The 13,537-nt window shown below is 59.5% G+C and carries 14 protein-coding genes and 1 pseudogene; 11 read left to right on the top strand and 4 right to left on the bottom strand.

Features of this window, described 5'->3' with window-relative positions:
• The first annotated feature begins 161 nt into the window (after positions 1-161).
• From QFX16_RS05070 to QFX16_RS05040, 7 genes are all read left to right on the top strand, one after another.
• Positions 162-953: an MlaA family lipoprotein gene (locus QFX16_RS05070; RefSeq protein WP_283183070.1), complete on the top strand. Its 792-nt coding sequence runs from the start codon at positions 162-164 to the stop codon at positions 951-953.
• Positions 943-1,206, top strand: a complete 264-nt coding sequence (locus QFX16_RS05065; RefSeq protein WP_283183069.1) for a hypothetical protein — start codon at positions 943-945, stop codon at positions 1,204-1,206. The genes QFX16_RS05070 and QFX16_RS05065 overlap by 11 nt, the downstream gene beginning before the upstream one ends.
• Before the next feature lie 78 nt (positions 1,207-1,284).
• On the top strand, positions 1,285-3,207 hold the full coding sequence (locus QFX16_RS05060; protein WP_283183068.1) for an alkaline phosphatase D family protein: 1,923 nt from the start codon (positions 1,285-1,287) through the stop codon (positions 3,205-3,207).
• Between the two features lie 67 nt (positions 3,208-3,274).
• Positions 3,275-3,778: a P-loop NTPase family protein gene (locus QFX16_RS05055; protein ID WP_283183067.1), complete on the top strand. Its 504-nt coding sequence runs from the start codon at positions 3,275-3,277 to the stop codon at positions 3,776-3,778.
• Positions 3,779-3,803: 25 nt separating this feature from the next.
• Positions 3,804-4,241 (top strand): bleomycin resistance protein, encoded by a 438-nt coding sequence (locus QFX16_RS05050; RefSeq protein ID WP_283183066.1) that lies wholly within the window; start codon positions 3,804-3,806, stop codon positions 4,239-4,241.
• Between the two features lie 257 nt (positions 4,242-4,498).
• Positions 4,499-4,753: a type II toxin-antitoxin system prevent-host-death family antitoxin gene (locus QFX16_RS05045; protein WP_134096615.1), complete on the top strand. Its 255-nt coding sequence runs from the start codon at positions 4,499-4,501 to the stop codon at positions 4,751-4,753.
• Entirely contained in the window at positions 4,750-5,004 is a 255-nt protein-coding gene (locus tag QFX16_RS05040; protein WP_283183065.1) for a Txe/YoeB family addiction module toxin, read from the top strand. Before QFX16_RS05045 ends, QFX16_RS05040 begins: the two co-directional genes overlap by 4 nt.
• An 8-nt stretch (positions 5,005-5,012) precedes the next feature.
• Here QFX16_RS05040 and QFX16_RS05035 read toward each other — a convergent pair whose 3' ends face one another.
• Complete coding sequence (locus QFX16_RS05035; protein WP_283183064.1) at positions 5,013-6,188, bottom strand: aspartate aminotransferase family protein; 1,176 nt, start codon at positions 6,186-6,188, stop codon at positions 5,013-5,015.
• Positions 6,189-6,290: 102 nt separating this feature from the next.
• Here QFX16_RS05035 and QFX16_RS05030 point away from each other — a divergent pair, with 102 nt between their 5' ends.
• Positions 6,291-7,196, top strand: coding sequence for a LysR family transcriptional regulator (locus QFX16_RS05030; RefSeq protein WP_283183063.1), 906 nt, complete (start codon positions 6,291-6,293; stop codon positions 7,194-7,196).
• Positions 7,197-7,271: 75 nt separating this feature from the next.
• Positions 7,272-8,285 (top strand): sensor domain-containing diguanylate cyclase, encoded by a 1,014-nt coding sequence (locus QFX16_RS05025; protein WP_283183062.1) that lies wholly within the window; start codon positions 7,272-7,274, stop codon positions 8,283-8,285.
• A gap of 19 nt (positions 8,286-8,304) precedes the next feature.
• Here QFX16_RS05025 and msrA read toward each other — a convergent pair whose 3' ends face one another.
• From msrA to msrB, 3 genes and pseudogenes are all read right to left on the bottom strand, one after another.
• Positions 8,305-9,012, bottom strand: coding sequence for a peptide-methionine (S)-S-oxide reductase MsrA (gene msrA / locus QFX16_RS05020; RefSeq protein ID WP_283183061.1), 708 nt, complete (start codon positions 9,010-9,012; stop codon positions 8,305-8,307).
• Positions 9,013-9,043: 31 nt separating this feature from the next.
• A pseudogene (locus QFX16_RS05015) lies at positions 9,044-10,570 on the bottom strand (cytochrome c biogenesis protein DipZ); the annotation flags it as partial.
• Positions 10,571-10,621: 51 nt separating this feature from the next.
• The gene (gene msrB / locus QFX16_RS05010) at positions 10,622-11,140 is read right to left on the bottom strand and encodes a peptide-methionine (R)-S-oxide reductase MsrB (protein WP_283183059.1); all 519 of its coding nucleotides are present in this window, start codon (positions 11,138-11,140) and stop codon (positions 10,622-10,624) included.
• Between the two features lie 151 nt (positions 11,141-11,291).
• Here msrB and QFX16_RS05005 point away from each other — a divergent pair, with 151 nt between their 5' ends.
• Both QFX16_RS05005 and QFX16_RS05000 read left to right on the top strand, forming a co-directional pair.
• Positions 11,292-12,008 carry a response regulator transcription factor gene (locus QFX16_RS05005; RefSeq protein ID WP_046045971.1) on the top strand — a complete coding sequence of 239 codons (717 nt, stop codon included), beginning with the start codon at positions 11,292-11,294 and terminating at the stop codon, positions 12,006-12,008.
• Complete coding sequence (locus QFX16_RS05000) at positions 12,005-13,522, top strand: sensor histidine kinase (protein ID WP_283183058.1); 1,518 nt, start codon at positions 12,005-12,007, stop codon at positions 13,520-13,522. Before QFX16_RS05005 ends, QFX16_RS05000 begins: the two co-directional genes overlap by 4 nt.
• Positions 13,523-13,537: the final 15 nt, after the last annotated feature.

The following is a 13,537-nucleotide window of genomic DNA, read 5'->3' as shown; positions in this document are numbered from 1 at the left end:
ACTTAAGGGGGCGAATGGAGCCGCCATCTAAAACCATTCACGGCAGCGCGTCATATATTTCAATCCTGCAATAAAACGTCAGCGCCGCAACAAACCAGACATCTTTGCGCAAGGCTTGGGGCTCAGCCTCTCGGCGAATTCCTCCCCCGAGACTTGCGTCCATGTTGCCTTTCAAATGTGCTCCCTGGCTGGCCCGCACCACTTCGATTACCTTGCTGGCCGCAGGGCTGGCGGGTTGCAGCAGTCAGCCGCCGTCCACCACCGAAGTGAGTTGCGCCGACATCGCCTATTCGGTGTACGACCCGGCGGAGCCGCTCAATCGCGGCGTCTTCGCGTTCAACCAGGTGGTCGATGACTATGCCTTGGCGCCGGTCGCTCTCGGCTATCGCTACTTGCCGAACGTTTTCCAGACTGGCGTGCATAACTTTGTGGCGAACTTTGGCGAGCCCAAGGTTTTCATCAATGACCTGCTGCAAGGCAACCCGATGCGCTCGGCCAATACTCTGGGGCGTTTCGTGCTGAACACCACCGTCGGCGTGGTGGGCTTGATCGATGTCTCCGGCATGGCCGGTATCCCGCGTCACGACGCAGATTTCGGCCAGACGTTCGGCGTGTGGGGCATCGGCAACGGGCCAATCGTCGAGTTGCCATTGCTCGGCACCTCGAACAGCCGCGACGCCGCCGGCCGCGTGCTCGGTTTTGTGGTCAATCCGTTTGGCAGCAACAGCGACACCGTGGACACGTTGTCCACCATCAGCACCGTCGGCGGCATCGTCGATGGTCGCGCAGAAGCCCTACCGCTGACCGACAGCCTGCAAAAACTGCCGGACTACTACAGCGCGTTACGCAACGTAGTCGCCGAGCATCGTGCCGCTTATGTCGCCGATGGCAAACAAGGTTCGGCGCAGACAACCAAACATCAATGCACAGGAGCACCGGCCGATGGTTTCTGAAGGCAATGGCCTGATTCTGCAGCAACGGGTCATCCAGCACGACCCGGCCACTTTGCACTGTCGGGAAATTACCCTGCGCCTGTCAGCGGACTGTCGCCATCTGGTGCTCAGCCGCTACACCGAACACTATGGCCCGGCGCTGGTGCGATGGATTGAACGCAGCCACACGGTGTCCGTGACAGAGCTGTTTCGCTGGCTTGTGGCCAATGGCGAGACGGATGTAATGAAGGCGGACAGCGAGCTGCTGCCTTGACTGTCAGATTCGAGCCAGTTGCGTTTCATTGACCTCAGCTGCGTTATCATCGCGCGCTTCTCTGTTCCAAAAACCCGGATGTCCATGTCTTTGCCGCTGCCTGACGATCATCAATCCCTGCCCCCTGTCCTGGTCGGGCCGCTGTTGCGGCGTCTGGAGCCCACGCGGCTGGTGATGTGGCTTGTGGGGTCGCGGGCGTTGTCGCTGACGTTACGTCTGCAAGATCGCGACGCCATCCACCTCGACGCGAGTCAGTGCACGGTCATTGCGGTGGGCACCCAGGCCTTTGTTCATTTGATCGACGTGTCGCTGGACGCCGCCCTGCCCTGCGATACGTTAATCGAATACGACCTGTTGATTGACGACGCTGGCACAGGCATCGCCGATTGGGCCCCGCACTTGCTGTACGGCGACGCCCGTTGCCCAAACTTCGTCCTGCGCAAACGGGCCGATCATCTGTTGCACGGCTCCTGCCGCAAACCTCACCATCCGGCCCTGGACGGTTTGCTTTGCGTCGATCGATTGCTGGAGGCGGAGGCGGACGCACACAAACGCCCGGCGCTGTTGATGATGAGCGGCGATCAGGTTTATGCCGACGATGTCGCAGGGCCGATGCTGCGAGCCATCCATGACTTGATCAAGCGGCTTGGGCTGTTCGAAGAGCACCTCGAAGGTGCGGTGGTCAGCGACAGCGCCAAACTCTACGAGCACCCCGCCAGCTACTACCATCGTGCGGATTTATTACCGGCGCTGGAGAGCAACAAAACCCTGCGCGAGCGATTTTTCGGTGGGGCGCGTAAGCCGATTTTCACCAGCAGCAGTGCCGACAACCATCTGGTGACGTTCGCCGAAGTCATGGCCATGTACCTGCTGGTCTGGTCGCCAACACCCTGGACATTGATCGCCCCACAACCACCGGCACTGACACCGGCAAGACGCGAGCGTTATGCGCTTGAGCAGACGCGCATCGATGGCTTCAAGGCCGGTCTTGGAGGCGTCGCCCGAGCACTCGCGCACCTGCCGTGCCTGATGATTTTCGACGACCACGATATTACCGACGACTGGAATCTTTCCGCGCAATGGGAGGAAACGGCCTACGGCCATCCGTTCTCCAGGCGCATCATCGGCAACGCACTGATTGCTTACATGCTGTGCCAGGGCTGGGGCAACAACCCGGATGCGTTCGGCGCGGTGCTGAAGAAGACCGGCGGCTTGAGCGCGACCGGGCATGACCGCTACCTCGACAGTGACATTCAGGACGGGTTGATTGACGAACTGCTGAGATTTCAGAACTGGCATTACGTGCTGCCCACCAGCCCGGCCATCGTCGTGCTCGACACCCGCACTCGACGCTGGCGCAGCGAAATGAACCTCAAGCAGCCATCAGGTTTGCTGGACTGGGAAGCCCTCAGCGAACTGCAACAGGAACTGCTCGATCACCCTTCGGCCATCATCGTTTCGCCAGCACCGATCTTCGGCGTCAAACTGATCGAAACCGTGCAGCGCGTTTTCAGTTGGTGCGGTTATCCCCTACTGGTGGACGCCGAAAACTGGATGGCCCATCGCGGCGCGGCCCAGGTGATCCTGAACATTTTCCGACACTCGCGCACACCCGGTAATTACGTGGTGCTGTCGGGCGATGTGCATTATTCCTTCGTCTACGAAGTACTGATCCGACACCGCAAGGCCGCCCCGCGCATCTGGCAGATCACCAGCAGCGGCATCAAAAACGAGTTCCCGCCCGCGCTGCTCGAGTGGTTCGACCGCCTCAACCGCTGGCTCTACTCGCCCCGCTCGCCGCTCAACTGGCTGACCAAACGCCGGCGCATGCGCATTGTTCCGCATGTCCCGGAACATGCTGAAGCAGGTGAACGGCTGTGGAATTCGGCAGGGATCGGGCAGGTGTTCTTTAATGAAAAAGGACAGCCACAGGAGATCTATCAGCACAACTCAAACGGTTCGCCGAAGACGCGGATGGTTGCTCCTGAGAATGACGACTGAAGGCCGATCGTTCCATTCTGCGTGGGAATGATCGGATTACGGCTCCCTTACATGACCGGTGTCGCTCATGAACCTCACTCGAACCCTGATCATCGGCAACTCCGGCTCCGGCAAAAGCTGGCTGGCCGAACGACTGGCCGAGCACTTGCACATACCATGGGTCGATCTCGACTCGATTCACTGGTTGTCCGACGAACACAGCATCGCCCGCCCCCGTGCCGAGGCGTTGGGCATGGCACGGGTGGTGGCCAGTGAAGAGCGCTGGGTGATCGAAGGTGTTTACGGCTGGATCATCAGCGAACTCTTGCCCCGGGCGACAGCACTGATCTGGCTGCGCGTTGAAGATGAGGAATGTGTTGCCAATATTCGTCAGCGAGAGGCGCAGCGGGACAAGAATGACGAGTTGTTGATTGCGTTGCTCGACTGGGCCGGCAGCTATCGTACGCGCGAAGACTCCAGTGGATTTGCCGCGCATCAACGTCTGTTCGAAGGGTTTGGCGGTTCGAAACTCAAATTCAGGGATCGAACCGAAATCACAACATTCGCGAACACCGTGTTACAAGCCAACTAACTCACACTGTTTACCAAGGATACGTATGTTTGCACGGAGCAAATTAGTCCCCGAACTGATGGTCACGGACATCAAGAATAGCCTTCACTTCTGGACATCCCTGATCGGTTTTCAAATCGCCTATGAACGCCCCGAAGTCGGTTTTGCCTACCTCGATCAAAACGGCGTTCAGATCATGCTGGAGCAATACGACCCGGCCGAAGGCCAGTGGATGACCGGCGCACTGCAAGCGCCGTTTGGTCGAGGCATCAACTTTCAAATCACGGTCGATGTCGTCGAGCCGATACTCCAGCGCCTGGCCGACGATGAATGGCCGCTGTTTCGTCCCTGCGCCGATGTCTGGTATCGCGCCGATGCGGTAGAAGTCGGCCAGCGTGAATTTCTGGTGCAGGATCCAGACGGTTATCTGGTTCGTTTGGTGGAGAGTTTGGGGGAGCGGCCGTTTGCGTCCGTAAGGCACTGAGCCGATGCCTAGGCCGTGTGCATTTCACCCTCGATCATTCCCACGCGGAGCATGGGAACGATCAAAAAACTTGGGTGCCGGGGGATGTCGAGTAAATCGGATCGGGATTACATCGATCACGGAAACGTCTTGAAGAATCTTCGGTGATACTCAGGACAAGCGCGGATGCATCGTCTGCGCAACGACCACTCGTAGGTATCGCCTTGTCATCCTGTACTCATTTCTGTACGTTCTTTGCATCGAGCGAGGACTACAACATGCAAACCATCAACTACACCACCGCACGTGCACATCTGGCCGAAACCATGGATCGGGTCAATGAAGACCGCGCTCCACTGTTGGTCACTCGCCAGAAAGGCGAACCCGTGGTGATGATGTCTCTGGCGGAGTACAACGCCCTCGAAGAGACAGCCTATCTACTTCGCTCCCCTGCTAATGCAGAACGCTTGATCAAATCGATCGGCAACCTGCGAGCAGGGAAAACTAAAACCAGGCAACTCATCGAAGAATGAATATCGAGTTCACTCCTGAAGGTTGGGAAGACTATCTGTGGTTCCAACAAAACGATAAGGCAGGACTCAAGCGAATCAACCTGCTGATCAAATCAATCCAGCGCGAGCCGTTCGATGGACTCGGAAAACCTGAACCGCTCAAATACAACTTGAGCGGCTTCTGGTCGCGCCGGATTACAGCCGAGCATCGCTTGGTCTATGCAGTCGAGGATGGTGAAATCCGCGTTGTGATGTGTAGATATCACTACTGAGATAAATCTCAGGCCGCGTTCACTGCCCGGCAAACCCCTCTGACAATCATCTCCACTTCCCGCTCATCAATCGTCAGCGGCGGCAGCAAGCGAATGGTCTTGCCCCGTGTCACGTTGATCAGCAAGCCGTGATCCCGCGCGGCGATGAGGGTCAGGTCGCGAATCGGCTGCTTGAGTTCGATGCCAATCATTAATCCTTGTCCACGGATCGCCAATACATTCGGATCGTCCGCCAATTCGATGCGCAATCTGGCCAGCAAACGCTCGCCCTGAAGTTTGGCGTTGTCCAGCAGTCCTTGTTCTTCGATGATCTCCAGCACGGTGCAACCCACGCGACAGGCCAGTGGATTGCCGCCGAAGGTGCTGCCGTGACTGCCGGGGGTGAAGAGGTCGGCGGCTTTGCCCCGGGCCAGGCAGGCGCCGATGGGAATGCCGTTGCCCAGGCCTTTGGCCAGGGTCATGACGTCCGGAATAATGCCTTCGTGCTGAAAGGCAAACCACTGGCCAGTGCGGCCGATGCCAGTCTGGATTTCGTCGAGCATCAGCAGCCACGAACGCCGAGTGCAGAGTTCGCGAATGGCTTTCAGGTAACCGGGCGGGGCCATTTGGACACCGCTTTCACCCTGAATCGGTTCCATCAGGATCGCCACGATGCGCGGGCCGTGGGCTTGCTGCACCTTGTCCAGCGCCTTGAGGTCACCGAATGGTACTTTGACGAAGTCCCCCGGCAACTCGTTGAAGCCCAGGCGCACGGCCGGGCCATCACTGGCGGACAAGGTGCCCAGGGTGCGGCCGTGAAAGGCGTTTTCCATGACCACCACCAGCGGTTGTTCGATGCCTTTTTGCCAGCCATACAACCGTGCGAGTTTCAGCGCCGTCTCGTTGGCTTCTGCACCGGAGTTGTTGAAGAAGGCTCGCTCCATGCCCGCCAATTGCGTCAATTTCTGCGCCAGCCGCTGTTGCCAATCAATGCTGTAAAGGTTGGAAGTGTGCAACAGCAACCCGGCCTGCTCGCTGATGACCGAGACTATTTTCGGATGGGAGTGACCGACGTTGGTCACTGCCACGCCCGCCACCGCGTCGAGGTATTCACGACCCGCCTGATCCCACAGGCGCGTGCCCAGGCCCTTGCTGAAACTCAAGGCCAAGGGTTGGTAAGTGCTCATCAGGCAGGCGGCAGTCATGACATCAAGCTCCATCAATAGTCGGTGTTTTTGCAGTATGGTTAGCCACCTGAGCTAGATAAACGCTGCAACACTTCAATCATTTTAAAGCTGAGCTTGATAATGGATTTGTTCCAGGCAATGACCGTTTACGTCAAAGTGGTGGAAACCGGCAGCATGACCGCCGCCGCTTTCCAGTGCGAAATGTCCACCACCATGGTCGGCAATCACCTGCGGGCGCTGGAGCAACGCCTGGGTGTACGCCTGCTCAACCGTACGACGCGACGCCAGCGGTTAACGGAATTCGGTACCGCTTATTACCAGCGCTGCCTCGAAGTGCTGGGGCTGGTGGCCGATTCCGAACGGTTGGCCGAGCAAACCCTCGATGAACCGAGCGGCACCTTGCGCATCACCGCACCGCTGACGTTCGGCACTGAAAAACTGGCACCCGCCCTGAGTGAATTCACCCTGCTGTGCCCACGCGTGAAATTGGATGTGGTCCTCACCAATCGCCGTCCGGACCTGCTCGAAAACGGTTTCGACGTAGCGTTTCGCCTGGGCAATACCGTGGAGAACCACCTGATCGCCCGTCTACTCCTCGACTACAGCCTGACCATGTGTGCATCACCGGACTACCTGGCGCGCAAAGGCACACCGCAGAAACCTGATGATCTGCAACACCACGACTGTCTGTCCTTTGCCTATCCGGCAGGGGATGACTGGCAGTCGGTGGAAAAACATTGGCGCCTGACCGGTCCCGAGGGAGAAGTGGCGGTAGCGGTCAATGGACCGATGTTGATCAACAGTTCGGCAGGACTGCATCAAGCGGCGCGAACCGGTATGGGCATCGTGGTGTTGCCTGATGCGTTGATGGAGCAAGATCTCAAGGACGGAAAACTGGTGGCATTGATGCAGGATTACCTGCCGCCGAGCCGACCGATGAACCTGATGTATGCCCAGGATCGCTACCGTTTACCAAAACTGCGTAGTTTCGTCGACTTTGCCTTGCAGAGATGGGGCAAGCACTAGCCGACCGAATGCGCCATCGACTAATCTCCTCGACTGGCGGGTCACTTATATATCAGGGCGGCAGGGAGAGCGGAGATGGGTGAGGCGTCGAATATCGAGCCGTTGAAGTTCAATCTGTCGGATTTGAACGAGAACATGCTGCACACCATTCTGGAACTGGTCAGCGACGGCATCTGGGACTGGAATGCCAACACCGGGTTCGTCTATCGCAACCCCGGGTGGTACGAGATGCTCGGCTACCCGCCTCATTCCCTGGACAACAATGTGTTGACCTGGGAAAGCGTGATCCATCCCGACGATTACCTGCAGGTTATGGCGCTGTTCGATGACTACCTGAATCAGCGAGCCCCCGGTTATCAGGCTGAGTATCGCTGCCGCATGCAGGATGGCAGCTATACCTGGATCGAAGACCGTGGCTACGTATTGGCACGCAATACCGACGGCTCGGTGGCGCGGATGGTCGGCGCGCACCGCAGCATCGAAGACAAGAAGCGCCTGTACGAAGCGCTTGAACGGCGCAACCAATCCCTTGAAGCGATCGTTGAAGAACGCACCCGAGAGTTGTCTCGCGTCAATCAGCAACTGCAAATCCAACTCGAAGAAAACCGCAAACTGGCGGAAACCGACACACTGACCTCAATCGCCAATCGCTATCTTCTGGAAAAAGTCCTGCCTCAGGAATGCGAACGCGCCCAACGCTTTCGACAACCGCTGTCGCTGATCGCCATGGACATCGACGACTTCAAGAACATCAACGATCACTATGGCCATGCGCTGGGCGATGCGGCATTGGTACAAGTGATCGAGAGCGTGAAGCACTGCGTGCGTGAAGGCGATCTGCTCGCGCGTTGGGGTGGCGACGAGTTCATCCTGATCCTTCCCAATACACCACTCGCCGACGCCCGAGCCCTCGCCGAACGTATCCGCCATGGCCTCGCAAGCCTGCTGCCCGTGGGGGACTTTCAAGTGACCATGAGTTTTGGCGTGGTTCAGCGCTTTGAAGAAGAACAACAGACCGGGTTGCTGGCCAGGGCCGATCAGGCGCTGTATCGGTCGAAGATCGCGGGCAAGAATGTGATTTCGGGGTAAGGGTTATGCCCTTCACTTCTCACATCCCCGCCTTCACCAATACCGGTTTCTCCTGATACCGATCTGGATAAAGCTTTTTCAGCTGCGCGACCTTCGGTAGATCGTTGATCACGATGTAGGGATAGGTCGGGTGCTCGGCCAGAAAATCCTGATGTTCCTCCTCCGCCGGGTAGAAACCGTTGTAGGTTTCCAGCTTGGTGACAATGGGTTTGTTGAACGAACGGGCAGCGTCGAGCTGGGCGATGTAGGCCTGGGCGATACGCTGCTGCTCGCTGTTTTCCGGGAAAAGCGCCGAGCGATACTGAGTGCCACGGTCAGGTCCCTGACGGTTGAGTTCGGTAGGGTTGTGAGCCACCGAGAAGTAGATTTGCAGCAAGGTGCCGTAGCTGACCTGACGGGGGTCGAAGGTGACTTCGACGGATTCCGCATGACCGGTATCGCCATTGCTGACCCGCTCGTACTGAGCCGTGTTGGCTGCACCGCCGGCGTAACCGGAGACCGCTTTCTTCACCCCTTTGACATGCTGGAACACGCCTTGGACGCCCCAGAAGCAACCGCCGGCAAAGACCGCCCTTTCGCTGTCGGCCTGGGTGGTTTCGTCGAGGGTGGGAGGGGGAATGATGACTGCGTCTTCCGCCGCACCGAAGGAGAACGCCAGGCATTGGCCGATGACGCCGGCAGCGGCCAGGCCCAACAGGGTGCGACGCCAGGTGAATAGGGTTTTCATGAGGTTGATTCCTGAATGAATGGAATGACGATCAACCGAACGCAAACGCATACGCCGGCACTCCGGGATCAAGAAACTCGATACTGAAGGTCCGATCCGTCACGCCGCCGGTTTGGCGCACCAACTGGTACAAACGTTGTTCAGTCACGCTGCCGCTGCCGTCGGGCGCCACGTCGGTACCGTGGACATCGCCGGGGGCTTTTCCGTCAATCAACACTTTGAAGCTCACCGGTTTACCGTCAGCACCAGGCCCCAACACCAGATGCAGATCGCGGGCATGGAAGCGGTAGACGATGCGACTGGCCGGCGCGCTTGCAGTCGCCCGCTCCGAGCCGACATTCCATTGACCGTCCAGGCTCCAGTCGTTGAGTGCCAATTGCGATGGAGCGCTATAGGCCGACACCTTGTCCGGCACCAGGCTGGTTTCAGGCACGAAATGCTCGGCACGCTGGTAGCCGACATAGATTTCCGGTGATTGCACTTCGTTCATGTCCGGGGCCCGTTGAACACCTTCGGCGCGGGCATTGATCAGGCCGTCCGCGACCTTCGCGGCACCTGCTTCGCGCAGCAGTTGCTGGATCACCCGTTCCGATTCGGCGTACTCGCCTTCCCCAAAATGGTGATAACGGATGCGACCTTGAGCGTCGGCAAAATAGTGGGCTGGCCAGTATTGGTTGTTGAAAGCTCGCCAGACCTTGAAGTCATTATCGATGGCTACCGGGTAGTTGATGCCCAGGTCCTTCATCGCTTTGGTGACATTGCCTACGTCTCGTTCGAAAGCAAACTCGGGCGCATGGACGCCAATCACCACCAATCCCTGATCGCGGTACTTCTCGGCCCAAGCCTTCACATAAGGCAGCGAGCGCAGGCAGTTGATGCAGGAATAAGTCCAGAAATCCACCAGCACGACTTTGCCTTTCAAGGCCTGCGTTGTGAGGGGTGGCGAGTTGAGCCATTGCACCGCGCCGGCCAGCGGTGGAAGGTTGCCTTCAATCGGCAATGTACCCGGCGCTTTGCCGGCCGCTTTCATTGCACTTCCCGTGGCGGGAACCTGGGCCATCATCGCCCCACTAACGTTCGGTGATTGGCCGGCCAGTCGTCCCACCAACGCCTGCTCGATACCGCCGGTGGACGCCGTCGAAATCCGCGCCAGAATACCGGTGTCGAGTCCCAGGGCAATCGCCGCCACACCCGCCAGCATCGCGGCGCCCAGACCTCGACGCAGCCACTCGCCAGCGCCGATGGAACGCTTCATAGCCGCGAAGACTTTACCACCCAGCAGCAGCGCCACCGCGAGGGAAGTTGCGGCACCCGCAGCGTAGGACAGCAACAACAAGGTGGTTGCGATGCTTGCCCCTTGCAGCGCGGCTCCAGTCAGCAACAGACCCAGAATCGGCCCCGCACACGGTGCCCAGAGCAGGCCCGAGGCGACGCCGATCAGGAACGACGCGCCGGGACGCGGCCGGGCATCCGCGCCCGCGGCTTCCGACAGCCGGCTGCCAGCCGCCACCAGTGGTCGAGTCAGACGCTCGGCCAATCGCGGCAGCAACAGGACCAGAAGCCACATAACGTCGACCTGCAAAAATGAGTGAACGGGAGTACCCGCGGATCAAGTCGCCTGCGGCACAAAAGTCATCGCCAGGCCGTTCATGCAGTAGCGCAAGCCGGTGGGTTTGGGCCCGTCGTCGAAGACATGACCCAGATGACCGCCACAACGCCGACAGTGGACTTCCTCGCGCAGCACCCCGAAGGAACGGTCCTGACGAGTGGCCACAGCCTTGTCCAGCGGTGCCCAGAAGCTCGGCCAACCGGTGCGGCTGTCGAACTTGGTCGCGGAAGAAAACAGCGGCAGGTCGCAGCCGGCACAGGCAAACGTACCTTCACGGTGCTCGTTGTTCAGCGGGCTGCTGTAGGCCCGTTCGGTGCCCTCTTCGCGCAGGATTTCGTACTGCTCGGCGCTGAGCATGGCGCGCCATTCGCTGTCGCTGTGAGTCACCTCGAACACCTCCGCCGCGCCGGCATCACTGACCAGCGCAGAACGCGCGGCAAATTCTGGCAATACACCGATGACCAGGGCTGCAGCGCCTAGCCCGCCGCTTGCTACGAGAAACTGTCGCCGTGAAAACATGGTCGTCTCCGAAAATTCCAGGTGCCTGTCATGGAACACAGCCTAGGCTTGAGTTGATCGCCAAATCCTCACGAGAAGTTAAACAATTCGTGATAACTCAGGCCCCGGAAAACCCGCACAATGCGCTCATTGCGCCGAAGGATTGAGCTTGATGGAACAGACCAAACGCGTCCTCGTGGTCGAGGACGACCTGCATATCGCCGACCTTATCTGCCTGCATCTACGCGATGAGCAGTTCGAGGTGGTGCACTGCGCCGATGGCGATGAAGGCATGCGCCTGCTGCAGCAAGGAAGCTGGGACGCACTGATCCTCGACCTGATGCTGCCCGGCGTCGATGGCCTGGAAATCTGCCGCCGCGCCCGCGCCATGGCCCGCTACACACCGATCATCATTACCAGTGCGCGCTCCAGCGAAGTGCACCGGATTCTCGGACTCGAACTCGGCGCCGACGATTACCTGGCCAAACCCTTTTCGATGCTAGAACTGGTGGCCCGGGTCAAAGCACTGTTGCGACGGGTCGACGCCATGGCCCGTAACCTGAAAATGGACGCCGGCAGCCTGATCACGGACGGCCTCGCCATCGACCCGATCACGCGCGATGTGTCCCTTGACGGTCGCCGCCTCGACCTCACGCCACGGGAGTTCGACCTGTTGTATTTCTTCGCCCGTCAGCCCGGCAAAGTGTTCTCGCGCATGGACCTGCTCAACGCAGTCTGGGGCTACAGCCATGAAGGCTACGAGCACACCGTCAACACTCACATCAACCGCCTGCGGGCAAAGATCGAGGCTGATCCGGCACAACCGGTGCGCATCCTCACGGTGTGGGGACGAGGCTACAAATTCGCGGCCAGGGAGGAGCAGCCGTGAGATTGACCCTGACTCAGCGCCTGTCTCTGGTATTCGCCGTGTTGCTGCTGGTGTGCTGTGGCACGTCGGCCTGGATGCAGGTGCGGTCCAACAAGATGCATGAGCTGGAAGTGGTGCAGGGGTTGTCGCGGGATCTGGCCCGGCACATCGCCCATGACACCGTGCTGATGGACACCAAAGGCCTGATGCCCGACGCTGTGCGCGACCTGTTCAGCCAACTGATGCTGGTCAATCCCAGTGTCGAGGTCTATCTGCTCGACCCCGAGGGCCGGATTGTCGGCAGTGCTGCGCCCGAGGGTCGGATACGCCGGGAGCGGGTCGATCTGGCGCCGATCCAGCGCCTGCTCAAGGGCGATGCCCTGCCGGTTCTCGGCGACGATCCGCGCAGCGTCGATGGCCGCAAAGTGTTCAGCGCCGCGCCATTGCAGGTCAATGGCAAACCGGTGGGGTATCTCTATGTGGTGCTGCTGAGCGAAGAGCACGACCGCTTCGCCGAACGCGGCGCCACCAGCGCCGCCCTGAATATCGCGTTGTTGTCCATCGGGCTGGTGGCGTTGCTGTGCCTGATTGCCGGTCTCACGGCATTCGCCCTCATCACCCGACCTTTGCGCCGTTTGACCGAAACCGTCAGCCAGTTCGACATTGATGGTGCTCCGGTAACGCCGCCGGCATCCGTCCCGGCGGAAAAAGCCGCCAGCCACGATGAAATTGCCATACTCGACGCCACCTTCCGGCAGATGCAGGCGCGCCTCGGCGAGCAATGGCGTTCGTTGACCCGCCAGGATCAGGAACGCCGCGAACTGGTGGCCAACATCTCCCACGACCTGCGCACGCCTCTCGCCTCGCTGCACGGTTACCTGGAAACCTTGTCGTTGAAGGACGCCACGCTGTCACCCGCCGACCGCCGCCGTTACCTGGGCATCGCGCTGGATCAAAGCCGCAAGGTGGGTGGTCTGGCGCAATCGCTGCTGGAACTGGTGCGCCTGGAACATGGTTTCGTGCAACCGGTGCTGGAGCGTTTCTCACTGACCGATCTGGTGCAGGACATTTTCCAGAAGTTCGAACTAACGGCCGAGGCGCGTCACGTCGAACTCAAGGCCACCTTCGCACCCAATGTCTCGGCGGCCTGCGCCGACCTTGGATTGATCGAGCGGGTGCTCACCAACCTGTTCGACAATGCCCTGCGCCACACCCCGCAAGGGGGAGAAATCGAGCTCAGCCTGCGCCCTCAAGGACCTTTTATTGAAGTCACCGTCAGCGACACCGGCCCTGGCATCACTGCCGAACTGCGCGAAGGTCTGTTCCTGCGCCCGTTCAACATTGGCGGCGCACGGCGTGACGGTGGACTGGGGTTGCGGATCGTGCACCGGATCCTGCAATTGCACGGCCGCGAGATCCAGCTGATTGACGTTCCCGGCCGCGGCGCGACCTTCCGCTTTTCGTTGCCGGTGGACCAGCAAACGGCTGAGCAATTGGCGGTTCGGTCGATGAATCTGAATACGCTGGGGAAATAGTCGACTGCCTGGGCC

Source organism: Pseudomonas svalbardensis, assembly GCF_030053115.1.
GTDB classification, from domain to species: Bacteria; Pseudomonadota; Gammaproteobacteria; order Pseudomonadales; family Pseudomonadaceae; genus Aquipseudomonas; species Aquipseudomonas svalbardensis.
The sequence above is the reverse complement of the archived record's forward strand: the minus strand, read 5'-3'. Positions and strand labels throughout refer to the sequence as shown.

Coding starts and splice junctions, on each gene's coding strand:
- QFX16_RS05070 (WP_283183070.1), top strand. CDS start 162: ATGTTGCCTTTCAAATGTGCTCCCTGGCTGGCCCGCACCACTTCGATT.
- QFX16_RS05065 (WP_283183069.1), top strand. CDS start 943: ATGGTTTCTGAAGGCAATGGCCTGATTCTGCAGCAACGGGTCATCCAG.
- QFX16_RS05060 (WP_283183068.1), top strand. CDS start 1,285: ATGTCCATGTCTTTGCCGCTGCCTGACGATCATCAATCCCTGCCCCCT.
- QFX16_RS05055 (WP_283183067.1), top strand. CDS start 3,275: ATGAACCTCACTCGAACCCTGATCATCGGCAACTCCGGCTCCGGCAAA.
- QFX16_RS05050 (WP_283183066.1), top strand. CDS start 3,804: ATGTTTGCACGGAGCAAATTAGTCCCCGAACTGATGGTCACGGACATC.
- QFX16_RS05045 (WP_134096615.1), top strand. CDS start 4,499: ATGCAAACCATCAACTACACCACCGCACGTGCACATCTGGCCGAAACC.
- QFX16_RS05040 (WP_283183065.1), top strand. CDS start 4,750: ATGAATATCGAGTTCACTCCTGAAGGTTGGGAAGACTATCTGTGGTTC.
- QFX16_RS05035 (WP_283183064.1), bottom strand. CDS start 6,188: ATGACTGCCGCCTGCCTGATGAGCACTTACCAACCCTTGGCCTTGAGT.
- QFX16_RS05030 (WP_283183063.1), top strand. CDS start 6,291: ATGGATTTGTTCCAGGCAATGACCGTTTACGTCAAAGTGGTGGAAACC.
- QFX16_RS05025 (WP_283183062.1), top strand. CDS start 7,272: ATGGGTGAGGCGTCGAATATCGAGCCGTTGAAGTTCAATCTGTCGGAT.
- msrA (WP_283183061.1), bottom strand. CDS start 9,012: ATGAAAACCCTATTCACCTGGCGTCGCACCCTGTTGGGCCTGGCCGCT.
- msrB (WP_283183059.1), bottom strand. CDS start 11,140: ATGTTTTCACGGCGACAGTTTCTCGTAGCAAGCGGCGGGCTAGGCGCT.
- QFX16_RS05005 (WP_046045971.1), top strand. CDS start 11,292: ATGGAACAGACCAAACGCGTCCTCGTGGTCGAGGACGACCTGCATATC.